Raw genomic sequence first — 17,460 nt, forward strand, 5'->3', positions numbered from 1 at the left:
CGCGCGCCCGGGAATGACGGCTGTGGCTACACCTACCGCCCCGCCAAATTCTTCACCGCAACCCCATCGCGCTCCTCGATGATCTCCGCGATCATCTGGCGGTGGCAGTGGGTGTGGTCGCGCTCGTAGCAGAGCAGGCACACCGGGCCGGCCTTTTTCACCAGCGCAGAAAGCTCGTCCATCTCTTCCCTCGCCTGCGGCGTCTTCAGGTGCTTGGAGAAGATCATCTCCAGCACGTCGTATTGACCGCTGCGGGCGGCGAGGCGGCCTTCCTTCGGCGTGCCGAGCGCGGCGAGATGGACATAGCCGATGCCGCGCTCGTCGAGGCCCGCCGAAAGCTGCTTCTTGGAAAAGCCCGGCCGACGCGACGACGTCACCGCGCGCACGTCGACCACGAGCTTGACGCCGGCCTGTTCCAGCTCGTCCAGCACGGCCTTCGGCGGCGTCTGCTCATAGCCGATGGTGAAGAGCTTCTTCGCCTTTGCCAAGGGACCCTCAACTCACCCGTGCGATCAGTTCCATGGCGCCGTGCGGTGCGCGTACCTTGCCCTCGTGGATGACGTAAGCGAACACGTCGCGCGGCTCCTTCTTCGGCTTGGCCTTGTCAACCTTCGGGAGATCGTCGGGTTCACCGCCCGAAGCCCAATCCTGGAAGCGCTGGGCCCAGGCATCGAGCTGCTTCGGCGGATAGCAGGTCTTGATCTCGTCATTGCCCTTCTGCAGCCGCGCATAGACGAAATCGCCGGCGACATCTGCGATGGCGGGATATTTGCCGTGCTCGGCGAAAACCACGGGCGTCTCGAACTCGCGGATCAGCGCCACGAAGTCCGGCGTGCAGAAGCTGTCATGGCGCACTTCCACGACATGGCGCAGCGCGCGCCCCTCGAGCTTGCGCGGCAACAGCTCCAGGAACTTGCCGAAATCGGCGCCATCGAACTTCTTCGTCGGCGCAAACTGCCACAGCACCGGCCCGAGATGATCGCCGAGTTCCAGCACGCCGGAATCGTAGAACCGCTTGATGGAATCACCGGCCTCGGCGAGCACGCGGCGGTTGGTCGCAAAGCGCGGTCCCTTCACCGAGAACACGAAACCGTCAGGCACCTCGCTCGCCCATTTGCGAAAGCTCTCCGGCTTCTGCGAGCCGTAATAGGTGCCGTTGATCTCGATCGAGGTCAGCTTCGAAGCGGCATAGGACAGCTCCTTCGCCTGCGCGAGCTTCTCCGGATAGAACACGCCGCGCCAGGGCTCGAAGGTCCAGCCGCCGATACCGATGAAGATGTTGCCGGAGTTTTTGGAGGCAGTTTTTACTTTGGCCACGGGAGGATCTCGCATCGACGGGGAGGGATCTCATCCTAATCAAACCAGATGTGATTGGCCAGTTGGCCGGTCCGGTCTAAGCTCGCGACGGGCCCGCAAAGAAGGAGAACAAGATGCGGATGCTGCTGGTGGGGGGCGCGCTCGTCATGATGACATCTGCTGCCATGACAAGTTCTGCCGTGGCGGATGACGACGACACGAAGGGCGCGCAGAAGCTCGCTCAGCAGGGCCGCGACGACTATTGGCATTGCCTCGCGCGGGAATATTCGCGCGAGTCCAATCAGGGCCTGTCGGAGCAGGATTTCGGCCGCTCGGTTGCCGGAGCCTGTCCGTCGGAGTGGCAATATTACCGGGTCACGCTGCTCGATTATCTCACCACGCAATATCCTGATATCGATGCCGGCGCTCATCTCGCCACCGCGAACAGAGCGGTGGAGGCGGCGCAGAAGGACATCGTGATGGCCTTCGTCAAGCACCGGCCGCCCCAGAAGTAGGGGAGTGGCGAATCGCGAATAGGGCGACAAGGCATGCCATGCTCATTCGCCACTCGCCATTCGCGATTCGCCCTGGGCCTTCCAGTCGCGCGCTCATCCATGGTATCACTGAGCCCGTCTGGAGCAGGAACTTGCATGTCGTCTGAGTCGGTGGGTGGCATTCTGGGGGCGATCGTCGCGGCGGTCGTCCTTGCGGTTGCCGTCGTGTTCGGGCCGATCGGCCAGTACGGCAAGCCGCCCAAGCCGGCGAAGGCCGAGCCGGCGGCGGCGGCACCCGCAGCCCCGGTCGCGCCCGCGCCGCGCGGGCCGGTCATCCGGGAAGTGCCCAACCAATAGGGTTTGAAAATCGGATTTCCGCCCCCTTGCGGAACGCTTTTGACATTCCCATCTAGCTTCTAACGGCGACGTTGAGCGTAAAGACCTCCGTCGCTGGAACGACCTTGGAATTGCTTAAGGCTTGCGCCGGATGTACGCGCGGCCCGCCGTTCCGGGGTCGTTGGCATTTTAGGCCCCTTTTCGGCCCTTCCCCAGACCCCCGGCTTGGCAGCGCAGGATGCGGCGGATATACGCTGCCGTCATGAACGAAGCGATCAGACCGGGCATCGACAACCAAGCCCACGAGGGGCCGGAACTGTCGGTTATCGTCCCAACTTTCAACGAGCGCGACAACGTCACCGTGCTGTACCGGCGCCTCGAGGCGACGCTCGCCAACGTCGTCTGGGAAGTCGTGTTCGTCGATGACAATTCGCCCGACGGCACCTGGGATGTCGTGCGCGAGTTGGCGCAGCGCGACAGCCGGGTGCGCTGCGTCCGCCGCATCGGCCGCCGCGGCCTGTCGGGCGCCTGCATCGAGGGCATCCTTGCCTCCAGCGCGCCCTATGTGGCCGTGATCGATGCCGACCTCCAGCACGACGAGACGCAGTTGCCCAAGATGCTGCTCTTGCTCGCGAGCGATCAGGCCGACCTCGTCGTCGGCAGCCGCTACATCGAGGGCTACAAGAGCGAAGGCTTCAACAGGCAGCGCGCCGGCGCCAGCGCGCTCGCGACCGAGGTCGCCAAGAAGATGCTGCGGGTCGAGATTGCCGACCCCATGAGCGGCTTCTTCATGATCCGCCGCGACCGCTTCGAGCAGCTCGCGCCAAAACTCTCCGTGCACGGCTTCAAGATCCTGCTCGACATCGTCGCGACCGCGCATGGCAGCTTGCGGGCGGTCGAGATTCCCTACACGTTCGGCGCCCGCCAGCACGGCGAGAGCAAGCTCGATTCCATGGTCGCGCTCGACTTCCTCGGCCTCGTCTTCGCCAAGCTAACCAACGACATCGTCTCGCTGCGCTTCATCCTGTTCGCGATGGTCGGCGGCATCGGCCTCGTCGTGCACCTGACCACGCTGTTCATCGCGCTTCGCCTGTTCAACGCGCCGTTCCCGGAGGCGCAGGCCGCGGGCGCCATCGTCGCCATGACCAGCAATTTCATCCTCAACAACTTTCTCACCTATCGCGACCAGCGGCTGAAGGGCTTTGCGCTGCTGCGCGGGCTGATCGCCTTCTACATCGTGTGCAGCGTCGGCCTGCTCGCCAATGTCGGCGTCGCCTTCTCGGTCTACGACCAGGAGCCGATCTGGTGGCTGGCCGGCCTGGCCGGCGCGTTGATGGGCGTGGTGTGGAACTACGCGATGTCCGGACTGTTCGTCTGGCGCAAGAAATAGCGCGTGATGGGCGGGGCCGACGCGCGGATCGTCCGCAACACCGCGCTGCTGATTGTCGCGCTGGTGGGATTGCGGCTCGTCGCAGCCGCCTTCACGCCGATCACGTTCGACGAAGCCTATTACTGGATGTGGTCGAAGAGCCTCGCCGGGGGCTATTACGACCACCCGCCCATGGTCGCCTATGTGATCCGCGCCGGCACCATGATCGCGGGCGATACCGAGCTCGGCGTCCGCCTCGTCTCGATCCTGCTCGCGCTGCCGATGAGCTATGCGGTCTATCGCTCCGCCGCAATTCTGTTCGGCGGGGTGCGTGTGGCCGCGACCAGCGCCATCCTGCTCAACGTGACGCTGCTGGCTTCCGTCGGCACGCTGATCGTCACGCCCGATGCGCCGCTGCTGGTCGCCTCCAGCTTCGTGCTGTTCTTTCTCGCCAAGGTGCTGGAGACCGGACGCGGCGCCTGGTGGCTCGCGGTCGGCGCCGCCGTCGGCGCGGCGCTATTGTCGAAATACACCGCGATGTTCTTTGGCGCCGCGATCCTGATCTGGCTCGCTTGCGTGCCGAAGCTGCGGCGCTGGTTCCTCTCGCCCTGGCCCTATCTCGGCGGCCTCGTCGCGCTGGCGCTGTTCTCGCCGGTGATCCTCTGGAATGCCGACCATCAATGGGTCTCGTTCGCAAAGCAGCTCGGCCGCGCCAGGATCGAGGACTTCCGCCCCGTCTTCATCGCCGAGCTGATCCCGACCCAGATCGCGTTCGCAACCCCGCTGGTCTTTATCCTCGGCGCCATGGGCCTGCATGCGCTGACCTGGCAGCGCGCCGGCGCGCTGGCCTCGCGCGTGCTGATCGAGACGATGTTCTGGACCATCGTCGCCTATTTCGTCTGGCATTCGCTGCATGCGCGCGTCGAGGCCAACTGGTTCGCGCCGGTGTATCCGCCGTTCGTCATTGCCGCGGCCGCCGCGGCCAATCTTGCGCAATGGAAGCCGCGTCAGCGGCGCCTCGTCGACGTTTGCCAGCGCTGGGCCGCGCCTGTGGGCATCGTCATGTTTGCCGCCTTGATCGTGCAGGCCAATACCGGCTGGTTGTCCGGATATCGCCGCGATGCCACCGTGCGCAGTGTCGGTGTCGGCTGGCGCGAGCTCGCGGCCGGAATCGAAGCGGTGCGCGCGCGCAGTGGCGCCACCTGCGTGCTGGCGCAGGATTACGGCACCACGAGCTGGCTCGCATTCTATCTGCCGCGCGGCACCTGCGTCGCGCAGCAAAATCAGCGCATCCGCTGGGTCAACATGGCCGAACCCGATCCCAAGCTGCTCGCCGGCAAGCTGCTCTATGTCGACGAGCTGCGCGCCGACGGTCATCCTGCCCTCAATGCTCTCTTTGCAAAGGTGACGCAGGTGGCGCAATTGCAGCGCAAGCGCGGGCCGCTCGTGATCGAGACCTACGGCATCGACCTGCTGGAAGTCGCCAAGGGCGAGGTGCTGGACCGCTCGCCGCCGCCGGAAGCGCGGTAGCGCCTTAATCAATCATCTCGGCCTTGTCAGCATCCTGCCCCGGCCCATCGCGATCGCGCCAGAACCAGACGGTCACGACGCCGGAACGGCCGCGGACCCGGGCGAGCAGGGGGCCGGACAGAACACCGTCGGGCGCGCCCTGGAAGTCGGCCGCATCCAGCAGCGTGTCGCTCAGCGCAAGGCGCGCATCGTTCTGGGCGGCAATCTCCATCAGCCGGCTTGCGACGTTGACGGTGTCGCCCGTCGCCGTGATGTGCTGATGGCTTTCGCCGAGTCGCGAGGCGACGATCGGGCCGCAATGCGCGCCGATCTTGTAGCCGAGCTGACCCGCGATCGCCGGCGGAAGCGAGGCGATCCAGCGTGCGAGGCCGCGATGCAGATCGACCGCGCATTTCAGCGCGCGCGCCGAATCGTCGGGCATGGCGCGCGGCAGCCCGAACAGGATCATGGCGCCGTCGCCGAGAAAGCCCGTGATCATGCCGCCGCAATCGATCGCGATCCGGTCGATCAGCGCATGAAACGCCTTCAGAATATCCGTGAGCTCGTCCGGATCGATCCGCTCACTCAAACCGGTGAAACCGGAGAGATCGACGAACACCACGGCTGCATCCTGCCGCACCGGCTTCGACAGGAAGTTCGGATCTCGCGAGAGCCAATCCCGCAGCGCCGGAGCCTGGAATTGCGCAAGCGACCTGCTCTTAGCGGCGAAATATTGCGTGCGGCGGCCTCCGGCCCACAGCTGCACGCCGGCAAAGACCGCAACCGGCGGCACGGCGGCGGCGAGCGTGGTCGCGGCGTTCAGCCAGACGCCGTGCGTGAACGCGAACAGGTTGAGCCCGGCCCAGGCAATCATCACCGCGGCCGCCGCCATGGTGCCGAGCGCGATGCGCCGCCAGGCGAGCAGGCCGACCAGCAGCACCGGCAGCAGGATCGCCGTGAGCGCGTCGGCAATGCGGACCCGGTGGTCACGCAGGATGGCGTCGCCGGCGACGAGATGCGTGATTGCGGTCGAGACCACCTCGACGCCGGGCATGAGGGAATCGAACGGCGTCGGATAGAAGTCGCCGCCGCCGGCGACGGAGGCGCCGATCACGACGATCCGGTTCTCGATGGCCGCGCGATCGAGCGTGCCATCGAAGATGCTCTGTGCGCTGACGGTACGGATGGTGCGGCGCGGGCCGTAATAGGTGATCGGCAATGCCAGATTGCTGTCGGTCGGCACCACGCGATCGCCGAGCATGAGATGGCCCGGCGCGACGGTCAGCGGCTCGTCGAGCGCGCGCGCCGCAACGCGCAACGGAAACGACAGCTCGACCTTGTCGCGGGTCCGGAACAGCATCGGCACCGAGAGCGGCGAGCCCGATTGCCCGGTCGCGACGTTGACGATGCCGACCTCGGCGTGATCGGCGAATGCGGGCAATGGCTGCAGGAAGCGCTCGGCCTCCGGCAGCACGGCCAGCGGACCTTCGCTGCTGGGTGACACGGTTTCGCTGGCCGAGGGGAAGATCGCGGCGGCGGCGAGCACCATGCGGCCGGTGGCCAATGTGTTGGCCAGCGTCGCATCGCCGATCGCGGCGCTGCGGTCGACCAGCAGCAGGTCGATCGCCACGACCTTCGGCTTAAACTGCACGATGGTATCGACCACGCGGGCAAGATCGGCGCGCGGCAGTGGATAGGTGCCGCCGCGCTTCACCACCGTGTCGTCGATCGCAACGATGGTGACGAAATCCGGCGGACGCCGCACGCCGCGCGCCTGCGTCCGCCAATCCGTCAACGTGGCTTCGAGGCGGTCCAGGAAGCGCAGATGGCCGTGGGCGTGCGTGGCATAGATGCCCGCGCCCCACAGCGCGGTGAGGACGAGTGCCACCAGGATCTGAACGCGTCGGCTGCGCATGCGGTCTTGCAATCGTATAATCCAAATCTCATGGGCCGGGCCTTGCCGGCCCCGGCTCATTGCCCGAGTCTGGCCATGAGCGCGTCGACGCGCGGCTGGCCCCAGGTCTTGACGGTCAACGGACCGGTTGGCTCGACATCGACGCCTTCGCCGGGGCCGAGCACGACGCCGCGTCCACGAGCCCTGCGGCTCACGCCGACCCGGCCGTCTGCGACGAACACGGAAGTCTTGGCGTCGGCGGCATCGACCGCCCATTTCGTGCCGCGCACTGCGGCGATCGCTTGCGGCGTCAGCACCTTGAAGGGATTGCCGCGCGGCTTCTTGGGCACCTCGATCAGCAGCGCTTTGCTGCTCAACTCCACGGAGTCTATATGTCCGTCGCGGTTGGCGTCCTTAAGTTCAAATCTGGCGCCGTTTTCCGCAACGATGGTGATGCCGTTGTCGCAGCGCCAGGTCTGCGTCCCGGCAGCCGACGGCGATGCCGTGCAGCCCGCATTCGCCGCAGGCTGCGCAGTCGCAGATCCGATCAACAGAAACGACCCCGCCAGGGCGAAAAACCCCGCGCGCGCAATCCCTCTCATGCCAGCCTCCGTTTGCGTGCTCGGCACAGCTCAGGGCAGGATGATACGGTACCGTATCACGCGCAGAGGCTGCTGAAAAGTGCCGAAGTGGGAGCTATTTTCTCGCACCCGCGATGTCCAGAACCGAGGCGATCAACTTTCAATCACGGCGCCGTGCCGCGGTGCCCGGCGCGTCATGAGCATGCACCGTTGTCGCGCGGCCGACGAGGCCCAATCCGACGCGTCGTCCACCAGCCTCGCGCAACGCTGGCGCGTTACGTTCGGGGGCAGTGGAGGGCCACGAAAATGACGTTCTCAAGTGCGTCATGGATGTGGCCGCAGACGTCCGCAGAGCCTGCTGAACCGGCCGAGAATTATAGTTAACAGACCCGACTAAGTCCGTAGTTCTGCGGGCGTTTTTCTCAAAACGGGACAGCGTTAACGAGTCGCCGCAGATCCGCCCGAACTTAATCCGCATTTAACTAAAAGTCGCCTTAATGACGCTCCGACCCTCTGCGAGATGCTGTTCCCGGATCGTGACCAGCGGCACTTCGAAGGGGGACAGAGTGACACCGTCCTGGACGCAAGGCGAATGAGTACGAGTATCGCTGCGCAGAGTAACGCGGCACGGAAGTCCAAGAATTTCTCGAAGACCAATTCGCGGAAATCTTCCCGGAAAATGACCACGACCAATTGGCTTGGCGCCGCGGCGATCGGCTGCGCCGTGATGGGCGCCGGCTGGACCATCCACAGCAACATCTTCGGCGCGAGCGTCTATCCCTCCGTCGGCAGCGTCGGCTACGACGAGCCGGTGATCAAGCGCGCGCCCAGGGTGGTGCTGCGCGAGGCCGGCGAGGCCATCAAGGAAACCTTCGCGCTGCTGCCCGACCGCCTCCAGGTCGCAGCTCCAATCTCGCGCGAGATGTTCAACGAGCGCTTTGCCGCGGCCGCAACGCAGGGCGTGCCATCGAATGCCACAAGCGCCGCACCCCCGGCGCAGGTCGTTGCGGTGGCCAAAGACGCCCCGAAGCAGGGCGTGATCGCGAAGGTCGCGGAAGCGCTGAAGCCGGCAGCCAAGGGCGCCGACAACGCCGCGGACAAGACCAAGCGCGCGCCGGCTGCCCAGCTGCAACTCGCCTCGGCCGACCCGGCCGAGATCGTGCCGGCGCCCGAAGCCAAGCAAAAATCCTTCGCCGACCGTGCCAAGGCCGCGGTGATGTCGATCACCGCTCCGCGCCAGGCGATGGTGGAAAAGCTGTGGGGCAAGCGCGAAGCGTCCGGCGGGCTGCTCGCCTACGCCTCGGCCGATGCCAGCATCACTGCGTCCATCGCCCCGAAGGAGCAGAACCCGATGTTCGGCGGCGCTCCGCCTTATGAGCGGGACACCGCGGTCTACGACATCACGGCCAAGATGGTGTATCTGCCTGACGGCACCAGGCTCGAGGCGCATTCCGGCCTTGGCGCCAACCGCGACGATCCGGACTCGCGCCGCCTGCGCATGCGCGGCGTGACGCCGCCGCACATCTATACGCTGAAACCGCGCGAGGCGCTGTTCCACGGCGTGCCGGCGCTGCGCCTCACCCCGATCGGCGGCGAGAGCGCGATCTACGGCCGCGACGGCCTGCTCGCCCACACCTTCATGCTCGGGCCGGGCGGCGATTCCAACGGCTGCGTGTCGTTCAAGGATTACTACGCGTTCCTCGACGCCTACCGCAACAAGGGCATCCGCAAGCTCGCGGTGCTGGCGCGGGTGGAGTGAGGCGAGCTCAGGCCGCAACGGTCTTGCGCAGCGCCATCTCGGTCGCGATCGCGCGCCGGACCGCGGGGCGGGCCTGCATGCGTTCGAGATAGGCCGCGAGCGGTGGCCATTGCGCGATGTCGATCCCTGCCGGACGGAGCAGAAGCAAGGTCCAGGTGAGATGGGCATCGGCCACGGTGAAGGCGTCGCCGACGAGGAATTCGCGGCCCGCCAGATGCGCTGCCGGCACCGACAATGTCTGCATGATCCTCGCGCGCGGCTTGGCCAGCGAGCCGTCGTCCTTGTACCAGAAGGTTGGAAACAGGAACGCCTTGTGGATCTCGGCGCCGACGAAGCTCAGCCATTCCTGCAGGCGATAACGATCGATGTCGCCGGGCCGCGGCGCAAGGCGTGCCTCCGGCTTCACATCGGCGATGTATTGCAGCACCGCTGCGCTTTCCGTCAGCCGCTCGCCGTTCTCCAGCACCAGGACCGGCACCGCGCCCTTCGGTGACACCTCACGGAAGTCGCGGCCGTCGTCCACGAGCCGCTTGGTCCAGATATGGGCGAGGTGATACTGCGCCTCGATTCCGGCCTCCAGCAACGCGATGTGGCTCGAGAGCGAGCAGGCCATCGGAAAGAAATAGAGCTGCAGCATCGGGAAGGTCTCCTCAGGTCAGCACGTCGCTCTGCGCGATGATCGCGAACCGGTCGGACAATTCGGCCAGAGCGACCTCGTGAACAATTCTCGCCGGCAGCGTGCCGCCGCGCCCATCGGGAAGATCGCGCGTGGCGCAGGCATCCGCCGCGATCGTCGTGCGCAGGCCGAGATCGAGCGCGGCGCGCGCGGTCGAAGACACGCACATATGCGTCATGAACCCCGCGAGCACGATGTTCTTGCGTCCGGTCGCGGCCAGCCGGGCCTGCAGGTCGGTGCCGGCGAAGGCATTCGGCAGCGCCTTCTCGATCACGGGCTCGGTCGCGAGTGGCGTCAGGCGTTCGACGATCGCGCCGCGCGCCGCCTCGCGGTCGAACAGGCCGCCGGCGCGGCCCTTGTGCGCGACGTGGAAGATCGCAGCTCCGCTCTCCCGTGCGCGCGCGAGCAGGCGCGCAGCCGCGGCGATCGCCGCTTGCGCCTCGGGCAGGGCGATGGGGCCGGCGCAATATTCGTTCTGGATGTCGATCAGAACGAGGCATGTCTCGTTGAGCTTGGGCGGATCGAGATCGGCGCCGGCGAGTTCGAGCAGCGTCTTTGGAGCGGTCATGCCGTCAGGCTTTCGTGAATTCGGATGCTTCGACACTAGCGCAGCAGCAGCCTGCCATTGTGCAGGACTATTGCAGCTGATGGCTGCGAATTTGCAGGTAGCGGCGGCGCCTGCTAGGCTCGCCCCGATGAATTGGGACGATCTGCGCATCATCGCCGCGGTCAGGGACGAGGGCACCTATGCCGGCGCCAGCGCGCGGCTGCGCATCGACGAGACCACCGTCGGCCGCAGGCTTGCGCGCATCCAGCGCGATCTCGGCGTGAAGCTGTTCGATGCGGTGGACGGCGTGCGGCGGCCGACGCGCCAGTGCGAGGCGGTGCTCGCGCATGTCGGTGCGATGGCCGCGCATGCGGCGGCGATCGACCGCATCAAGGAGGGCCAGGCCGGCCCGGTCGGGCGGCTGCGCATCGCCTCGACAAATGCGGTCGCCGAGGAGCTGCTGGCGCCGCATGCGAGCAGCTTCCTGCGCGATCATCCGGGGCTGACGCTGCAATTCCTCACCGCGAGCGGCAACGTCAAGTTCTCGCGCTGGCAGGCCGATCTCGCCATCCGCCTGCGCAAGCCGGAGAAGGGCGACTTCACCATCTCCAAGCTCGGCGACGTCAGGCTGTACTTCTTCGAGCCCGCGGACCGCGGCGGCGGCGAGCCCGTTGCGTGCGTCTATCCGGACGAGCTCGACGCGATCCCGGAAGCGCAGTTCTTGCGTGCGAAGCGGCTGACGAACGTGCGCTGCGTCACCGACAATATCCGCATCATCCGCACCATGATTCAGTCGCATCAGGCCATCGGCGTGCTGCCCGAGCACAGCTGCTTAGCCCTGCTCGCCGACCGCAGCCTGCGCGCCACCCTGCTGCCGAAGCGCCGCGACGTCTGGCTGCTCGTGCAGAACCACCTCAAGCGCGATCCGGCGACACGCGTGACGATCGCGTGGGTGAGGGCGTGCTTCCAGGACATCTCGCGCAATTGATGTCGCATATCGCCGCAATCATCGCGCCACGCTGCGCACGCTGCGACGAAAAAACTTCACCCGCCCCCTTGCAACCCGAACGTGCCTGGTCTATTAGCGCCGTCCTTCGCTAGGCCATGGGTTCGGGCTCGCTGAGATCCCGACTGGCGCGGGCCGGGTCTTGCCGGTTTCGTGTTCCGCCGAATGAAGGAGAAACGCAGGACGTAGCTCATGGAGAGCGTCGGGTTGAACACCCGAAGGCATCGGTTCGATTCCGGTCTCTTGCACAAAGGATAGCTCAGTTTGGTAGAGCAGATGACTTTTACTCATCGGGTCGCGGGTTCGAATCCCGCTCCAGCGCTCCGTTTCAGCCTGAAACGCTGATACCTCTGACGAGGACCGGACGCGCGCTTCAGTCGCGGTCCGGCCGTTTTGCCGCAAGGCTTTCCGTCCGAACCTAGACACTGTGAGACCGGCTTTGCGCCGCGGGTAGATGCCGCTTGCGCTGATGCCGGGTGGCTCCGCACGGCCGCGCGACACGTCTCGCGCGATCGCGCGCGTGCGCCCGTCGTCATGCAAGCTCAAGCCCCGGCCCGCCGATTTCGCGGGAAGCGTCGTCCGCGTCCTCACGTCCTTTGCAGGTGTAACCCGCTATCCGGCCGCGCTCGGCAGGAGGCAACTGAAGGAGGCGTGCCATGACTTTGAACAAGACTTGGCATTTGCTGATGCTGAACGTGACGGTGAAGGATGGCGAGCGTGCGTTGCTGACGCGCAACGGGCAGCTCGTGCGCGTGCTCGCGCCCGGCAAGCATCGCCTGTTCGATCCCCTGCACGAGCTGAAGGCCGAGGTGCTCGACGTGGTCCGCAGCGAATTTCCTGCGGAGCGCTACGCAGTGCTGAAGGCCGCGCGGCCTGATCTTGCCGCCGAGCTGTTCGAGGCGGTCGAGACCAAGGCGGACGAGATCGCCATCGTCAGCCTCGACGGCCGGCCCGTGCATCTGATGACGCCTTGGCAGGTGCGCGTCTACTGGAAGGTCGCAACGCGCATCGATGTCGAGCGCATCGATGTGTCCAGCGACGTCAGGGTCGACGCGCGGCACCTCACCATGATCGAGCGCAGCCGCTCGACCGTCATGAGCGAGACTGTGGTCGAGAACCACGAAGCGGGCCTGCTCTATGTCGAGGGCCGGCTCGTGGAGCGGCTCGCGCCCGGCCGGCACGCCTTCTGGACCGTCGGCCGCAAGATCGAGGTGAAGCGCCTCGACCTGCGGCCCCAGGCGGTCGAGATCACCGCGCAGGAGATGCTGACCAAGGATCGCATCGCGCTGCGGGTGACGCTGACGGCGTTCCGCCGCATCGTCGATCCCGAGCGCACGGTGGCGACCGTGCCCGACGTGGATGCGTGGCTGTACCGCCTGGTGCAGTTCGCGATCCGCGAGGCGGTGGCGGGCCGGACGCTGGACGAGGTGCTGTCTGCGAAGGCGGTGCTGGATGCGGAGCTGCGCGACTATGTGCGTGCACGCGTCGCAGAGTCCGGCGTGGAGGTGACCGAGCTCGGCGTCAAGGACGTGATCCTGCCCGGCGAGATCCGGGAGCTGGTGAACAAGGTGGTGGAGGCGGAGCGGGTCGCGAAGGCGAACCTGATCCGCCGGCAGGAGGAGACCGCGGCGACGCGTTCGCTCCTGAACACTGCCCGCCTGATGGAGGAGAACCCCCTGCTGCTTCGGCTCAAGGAGCTGGAGTCGCTGGAGCGGCTGGTCGAGAAGGTCGGCCGCATCGACCTCCATGCCGGTGAAGGCCAGGGCCTCGATGCCCTCCTGACCCGGCTCGTGCGTCTGAAGGCGCCCGAGAGCGCATGAACCGAAGGGCCGCCCACGGGCGGCCCTTCACATCGGCGTTGCCGCCGTCTGCGATGAACGCGATCGGCGCGCAGCGCGACCAATTTGGGCTCGTCGGGGATTGAGCGCGCTCGCAGGTTGCGTCATCTTGGGGCCGCAACGTCTTGATCAGGGAAGGCCCATGACCGTTCTTCAGGAATCGATCCGCCCCGCGGCACGATCCAGCGACTGGAAGGCGATCGTCGTCCTGATCCTCATGATCCCGGTGCTGTGGTCGCCGGTGATCCTGTTTCGCTTCGTTCTGTATCAGCCGTTCAACATTCCGTCCGGTTCGATGACACCGGCGCTGATGGTCGGCGACTACGTCTTCGCCGCGAAATACGCTTACGGGTATGGCCGCTATTCCCTCCCATTCGCGTCGTCCTGGATCTCGGGCCGCATCCTCGCCGCCGATCCCGAATACGGGGATATCGTGGTATTCCGGACGGCGAAGGACAGTTCTGCCGACTACGTCAAACGCGTCGTCGGCCTGCCCGGAGACCGCATCCAGATGCGGCAGGGCCGGCTCATCCTCAACAGCCGCCCGGTGACCCGCGTCGCCCTGGAGGCGACATTTGCCGGCGACGCCTGCGGTGTCGACGACCGCGCCGCCGTCAAGCGCTGGCGCGAGACGCTGCCGAGCGGTGCGTCCTATGTGACCTACGACTGCCTCGACAACGGCTATCTCGACAACACAGACGTCTTCACGGTGCCGCCGGGCCACATCTTCGTGCTCGGCGACAACCGCGACAATTCCACCGACAGCCGCGTGCAGTCGACGTTCGGCTTCGTGCCGATGGACAATCTCATCGGCAAGGTGACGCGGATCTTCTGGTCGCTGGATGAAGACGGCGAGCCGCGCTTCGAGCGGCTCGGGAAGGTGGAGTGAGGCTTGCTCCGTCATTCCGGGGCGGCGCGCAGCGCCGAGCCCGGAATCCATAATCACAGGCGGACGGGAATGGCCTACTATCTCTACATCCTTGCGAGCAAGAAACACGGCACGCTCTACATCGGCGTGACCAACGACCTGGTGCGCCGAGTGTATCAGCACAGAACGAAGACCGTCCCCGGCTTCACGAGCAAGTACGGCGTCGACAAGCTCGTCTTGTTCGAAATCTACGACGATGCCGTGAGCGCCAATGCCCGCGAGAAGGAGCTCAAGAAATGGCGACGTGACTGGAAGACGCGTCTCATCGAGGAGCAGAACCCAAATTGGGATGATCTCTATCCGGGGCTGACCAAATAAGGTTCATCCTGCACTCCTTGTCATTCCGGGGCGCGCCCCCTTGGGCGCGAGCCCGGAATCCATAATCACAGCCAGATGGAGTGGGCCCGCTATGCCCGTCGCCCGTGAGTTTCGTGGTTATGGATTCCGGGCTCGCGCCCAAGAGGGGCGCGCCCCGGAATGACGTGCTCCCCAAAACAAAAACCCCGGCATCGCTGCCGGGGTTTCGCAATTCGTATCGTGCCTGAACGGCTGGATCAGAAGTCCATGCCGCCCATGCCGCCGCCCGGGGGCATCGCCGGGCCGGCGCCGCCCTTCTTCGGCAGCTCGGCGACCATGGCTTCCGTGGTGATCAGGAGCGCGGCCACCGAGGCAGCGTTCTGGATCGCGGTACGGACCACCTTGGTCGGGTCGATGATGCCCTTCTTGACGAGGTCGGCATATTCGCCGGTCTGGGAGTCGAAGCCGTAATTGTAGGCCTTGTTCTCCAGGATCTTGCCGACGATCACCGAGCCGTCTTCACCGGCGTTGATCGCGATCTGGCGAGCGGGGGCCGACAGCGCCTTGCGCACGATCTCGACGCCGGTCTTCTGGTCGTCGTTCTTGGTGCGCAGGCCCTTGAGCTGCTCGGAGGCACGGAGCAGGGCGACGCCGCCGCCCGGGACGATGCCTTCTTCCACGGCCGCGCGGGTCGCATGCATCGCGTCATCAACGCGATCCTTGCGCTCCTTCACCTCGACCTCGGTCGCGCCGCCGACGCGGATCACCGCGACGCCGCCCGCGAGCTTGGCGAGACGCTCCTGGAGCTTCTCACGGTCGTAGTCCGAGGTGGTCTCCTCGATCTGCGCCTTGATCTGCGCCACGCGCGCCTCGATGTCGGCCTTCTTGCCGGCGCCGTTGACGATCGTGGTGTTCTCCTTGTCGATCATCACCTTCTTGGCGCGACCGAGCATGTTGAGCGTGACGTTCTCGAGCTTGATGCCGAGATCTTCCGAGATCGCCTGGCCGCCGGTCAGGATCGCGATGTCCTGCAGCATGGCCTTGCGGCGATCGCCGAAGCCCGGAGCCTTGACGGCCGCGACCTTCAGGCCGCCGCGCAGGCGGTTCACGACGAGGGTCGCAAGCGCTTCGCCTTCGACGTCCTCGGCGACGATGACCAGCGGCTTGCCGGTCTGCACCACGGCCTCGAGCAGCGGCAGCAGCTCGTTCAGCGAGGAGAGCTTCTTCTCGTTGATGAGGATGTAGGCATCGTCCATCTCAACGCGCATCTTGTCGGCGTTGGTGACGAAGTAGGGCGAGATGTAGCCGCGGTCGAACTGCATGCCCTCGACCACGTCGAGCTCGGTCTCGAGCGACTTGGCTTCCTCGACGGTGATGACGCCCTCGTTGCCGACCTTCTTCATGGCGTCGGCGAGGAACTTGCCGATTTCGGCATCGCCGTTGGCCGAGATGGTGCCGACCTGGGCGATCTCGTCGTTCGAGGTGACCTTCTTCGAGTTCTTCTCGAGGTCGGCCACGACGGCTTCGACCGCGAGGTCGATGCCGCGCTTGAGGTCCATCGGGTTCATGCCGGCGGCGACCGACTTGGCGCCTTCCTTCACGATCGCCTGGGCGAGCACGGTGGCGGTGGTGGTGCCGTCGCCGGCCGCGTCAGCGGACTTGGAGGCGACTTCGCGCACCATCTGCGCGCCCATGTTCTCGAACTTGTCGTCGAGCTCGATCTCCTTGGCGACGGTGACGCCGTCCTTGGTGATGCGGGGAGCGCCGAACGACTTGTCGAGCACAACGTTGCGGCCCTTCGGACCGAGCGTGACCTTCACCGCATTGGCGAGAACGTCGACGCCGCGCAGCATCTTGTCGCGCGCTTCAACCGAGAATTTGACTTCTTTGGCTGCCATCTGGATTTTTCCTTGAGGGTTTGACTGGAGGGGAGGAGAGGGGCTCTTAAGCCGCCTTCTTCTTGGACTCGCTGACTTCGAGAACGCCCATCACGTCGCTCTCCTTCATGATCAGCAGGTCCTGGCCGTCGATCTTGACCTCGGTGCCGGACCACTTGCCGAAAAGCACGCGGTCGCCGACCTTCAGGTCGATCGGGATCAGCTTGCCAGCTTCGTCGCGGCCACCGGGGCCAACGGCGACGACTTCGCCCTGGGAGGGCTTTTCCTTGGCAGTGTCGGGAATGATGATGCCGCCAGCGGTCTTCTCTTCGGCGTCGATGCGCTTGACCACGACGCGGTCGTGAAGCGGACGGAATTTCATGCAGTCCTCCTAAGCAATTGCTCGGGTTGAGGTTTTGAGTGTTAGCAATCGTTGCCCGTGAGTGCTAGCACGAGCGCGCCTGAAATAGGACAGGAATTTTGCGGGAGCAAGGGTTTGTAGCAGAAAAAATAGCAGCCGAAAGCGCGGACTGCCAGAAACCCCTCGCCATCGTTAACCGGGCAGCCGTGACCGTATTAGCACGGAGTCGTCTCTGCTGCTAAAGCATTGAATTTCAACAGCTTGTTAAACTTTTGGGCTTGAGATGAGTTGTCAGTTTGCGTCACATTTCTCTCATGTGAGCGCATCGTTTCCGGGTGGCTCCCCGGGGCACGGACCAAGCCACTCGCCGAATGCGCTCCTGCAAAGGAGGTTTGGCATGGGACTGCGCGTTGGGGGCGTTTCCGAGGAATTCCGGAAACAGATGCTGGGCTACGGGCTGACGACGGCACAAATTCTCTATCGGATGCCGGATCATCCCTCGCTGCTCCAGACCTATGTCTGGCAGAACTACGACATGTTTCCGAAATTCCCCGCGCTGACCGATTTCCTGGCGTTCTGGCAGGAGAAGCTCGACGGTCCCCTCCATTCGGTGACGGTGGCGCATTCCAAGCTGATCAAGCCGGCCGAGCTCCGCGCCGTTGACGGCGTGTTCCGCCTGCATTGAGGCCGCG

Annotated in this window: 18 protein-coding genes and 2 tRNA genes; 12 read left to right on the forward strand and 8 right to left on the reverse strand. The window is 65.4% G+C overall.

Going from position 1 to position 17,460, the window contains the following annotated elements; genetic code table 11:
* Window positions 1-32 precede the first annotated feature (32 nt).
* On the reverse strand, window positions 33-488 hold the full coding sequence (locus I6F21_RS16305) for a DUF488 domain-containing protein (protein ID WP_036027769.1): 456 nt from the start codon (window positions 486-488) through the stop codon (window positions 33-35).
* A 7-nt stretch (window positions 489-495) separates the two neighbouring features.
* The gene (locus I6F21_RS16310) at window positions 496-1,332 is read right to left on the reverse strand and encodes a DUF72 domain-containing protein (RefSeq protein ID WP_085972302.1); all 837 of its coding nucleotides are present in this window, start codon (window positions 1,330-1,332) and stop codon (window positions 496-498) included.
* A 98-nt stretch (window positions 1,333-1,430) separates the two neighbouring features.
* Here I6F21_RS16310 and I6F21_RS16315 point away from each other — a divergent pair, with 98 nt between their 5' ends.
* From I6F21_RS16315 to I6F21_RS16330, 4 genes are all read left to right on the forward strand, one after another.
* Window positions 1,431-1,811, forward strand: coding sequence for a hypothetical protein (locus I6F21_RS16315; RefSeq protein WP_225139792.1), 381 nt, complete (start codon window positions 1,431-1,433; stop codon window positions 1,809-1,811).
* A 135-nt stretch (window positions 1,812-1,946) separates the two neighbouring features.
* Window positions 1,947-2,147, forward strand: a complete 201-nt coding sequence (locus I6F21_RS16320) for a hypothetical protein (RefSeq protein ID WP_036027765.1) — start codon at window positions 1,947-1,949, stop codon at window positions 2,145-2,147.
* A 241-nt stretch (window positions 2,148-2,388) separates the two neighbouring features.
* Window positions 2,389-3,516 (forward strand): glycosyltransferase family 2 protein, encoded by a 1,128-nt coding sequence (locus I6F21_RS16325; RefSeq protein ID WP_036027763.1) that lies wholly within the window; start codon window positions 2,389-2,391, stop codon window positions 3,514-3,516.
* 6 nt (window positions 3,517-3,522) lie between these two features.
* Window positions 3,523-5,025, forward strand: a complete 1,503-nt coding sequence (locus I6F21_RS16330) for a glycosyltransferase family 39 protein (RefSeq protein WP_036027762.1) — start codon at window positions 3,523-3,525, stop codon at window positions 5,023-5,025.
* A gap of 4 nt (window positions 5,026-5,029) precedes the next feature.
* Here the strand turns inward: I6F21_RS16330 and I6F21_RS16335 are convergent, their stop codons facing one another.
* Both I6F21_RS16335 and I6F21_RS16340 read right to left on the reverse strand, forming a co-directional pair.
* Window positions 5,030-6,919, reverse strand: a complete 1,890-nt coding sequence (locus tag I6F21_RS16335; protein ID WP_225124783.1) for an adenylate/guanylate cyclase domain-containing protein — start codon at window positions 6,917-6,919, stop codon at window positions 5,030-5,032.
* Window positions 6,920-6,975: 56 nt separating this feature from the next.
* Complete coding sequence (locus I6F21_RS16340; RefSeq protein ID WP_036012807.1) at window positions 6,976-7,500, reverse strand: FecR family protein; 525 nt, start codon at window positions 7,498-7,500, stop codon at window positions 6,976-6,978.
* A gap of 658 nt (window positions 7,501-8,158) precedes the next feature.
* Between I6F21_RS16340 and I6F21_RS16345 the strand changes: the two genes are divergently transcribed.
* Window positions 8,159-9,238, forward strand: coding sequence for a tlde1 domain-containing protein (locus I6F21_RS16345; RefSeq protein ID WP_225139793.1), 1,080 nt, complete (start codon window positions 8,159-8,161; stop codon window positions 9,236-9,238).
* Between the two features lie 7 nt (window positions 9,239-9,245).
* Here the strand turns inward: I6F21_RS16345 and I6F21_RS16350 are convergent, their stop codons facing one another.
* Window positions 9,246-9,875 carry a glutathione binding-like protein gene (locus I6F21_RS16350; RefSeq protein ID WP_225114395.1) on the reverse strand — a complete coding sequence of 210 codons (630 nt, stop codon included), beginning with the start codon at window positions 9,873-9,875 and terminating at the stop codon, window positions 9,246-9,248.
* Window positions 9,876-9,888: 13 nt separating this feature from the next.
* Window positions 9,889-10,482, reverse strand: coding sequence for a cysteine hydrolase family protein (locus tag I6F21_RS16355; protein WP_036012801.1), 594 nt, complete (start codon window positions 10,480-10,482; stop codon window positions 9,889-9,891).
* A 127-nt stretch (window positions 10,483-10,609) separates the two neighbouring features.
* On the opposite strand from I6F21_RS16355, the gene I6F21_RS16360 reads away from it, so the two are divergent.
* From I6F21_RS16360 to I6F21_RS16385, 6 genes are all read left to right on the forward strand, one after another.
* Window positions 10,610-11,449 carry a LysR family transcriptional regulator gene (locus I6F21_RS16360; RefSeq protein WP_225139950.1) on the forward strand — a complete coding sequence of 280 codons (840 nt, stop codon included), beginning with the start codon at window positions 10,610-10,612 and terminating at the stop codon, window positions 11,447-11,449.
* 196 nt (window positions 11,450-11,645) lie between these two features.
* Window positions 11,646-11,715 (forward strand) — tRNA-Phe (locus I6F21_RS16365).
* Between the two features lie 4 nt (window positions 11,716-11,719).
* A tRNA-Lys gene (locus I6F21_RS16370) sits at window positions 11,720-11,785 on the forward strand.
* Between the two features lie 338 nt (window positions 11,786-12,123).
* Entirely contained in the window at window positions 12,124-13,287 is a 1,164-nt protein-coding gene (locus I6F21_RS16375) for a slipin family protein (protein WP_225139794.1), read from the forward strand.
* Window positions 13,288-13,447: 160 nt separating this feature from the next.
* Window positions 13,448-14,194, forward strand: a complete 747-nt coding sequence (lepB, locus tag I6F21_RS16380; protein ID WP_225139795.1) for a signal peptidase I — start codon at window positions 13,448-13,450, stop codon at window positions 14,192-14,194.
* 69 nt (window positions 14,195-14,263) lie between these two features.
* Window positions 14,264-14,551, forward strand: coding sequence for a GIY-YIG nuclease family protein (locus I6F21_RS16385; RefSeq protein WP_225139796.1), 288 nt, complete (start codon window positions 14,264-14,266; stop codon window positions 14,549-14,551).
* Between the two features lie 236 nt (window positions 14,552-14,787).
* On the opposite strand, the gene groL is transcribed toward I6F21_RS16385, so the two are convergent.
* Both groL and I6F21_RS16395 read right to left on the reverse strand, forming a co-directional pair.
* Window positions 14,788-16,428: a chaperonin GroEL gene (groL, locus tag I6F21_RS16390; protein ID WP_057029537.1), complete on the reverse strand. Its 1,641-nt coding sequence runs from the start codon at window positions 16,426-16,428 to the stop codon at window positions 14,788-14,790.
* 46 nt (window positions 16,429-16,474) lie between these two features.
* Window positions 16,475-16,789 carry a co-chaperone GroES gene (locus I6F21_RS16395; protein ID WP_025037205.1) on the reverse strand — a complete coding sequence of 105 codons (315 nt, stop codon included), beginning with the start codon at window positions 16,787-16,789 and terminating at the stop codon, window positions 16,475-16,477.
* Window positions 16,790-17,165: 376 nt separating this feature from the next.
* On the opposite strand from I6F21_RS16395, the gene I6F21_RS16400 reads away from it, so the two are divergent.
* Window positions 17,166-17,453, forward strand: coding sequence for an usg protein (locus I6F21_RS16400; RefSeq protein WP_036015394.1), 288 nt, complete (start codon window positions 17,166-17,168; stop codon window positions 17,451-17,453).
* Window positions 17,454-17,460: the final 7 nt, after the last annotated feature.

This window comes from Bradyrhizobium sp. NBAIM03, from assembly GCF_020194055.1.
GTDB classification, from domain to species: domain Bacteria; phylum Pseudomonadota; class Alphaproteobacteria; order Rhizobiales; family Xanthobacteraceae; genus Bradyrhizobium; species Bradyrhizobium yuanmingense.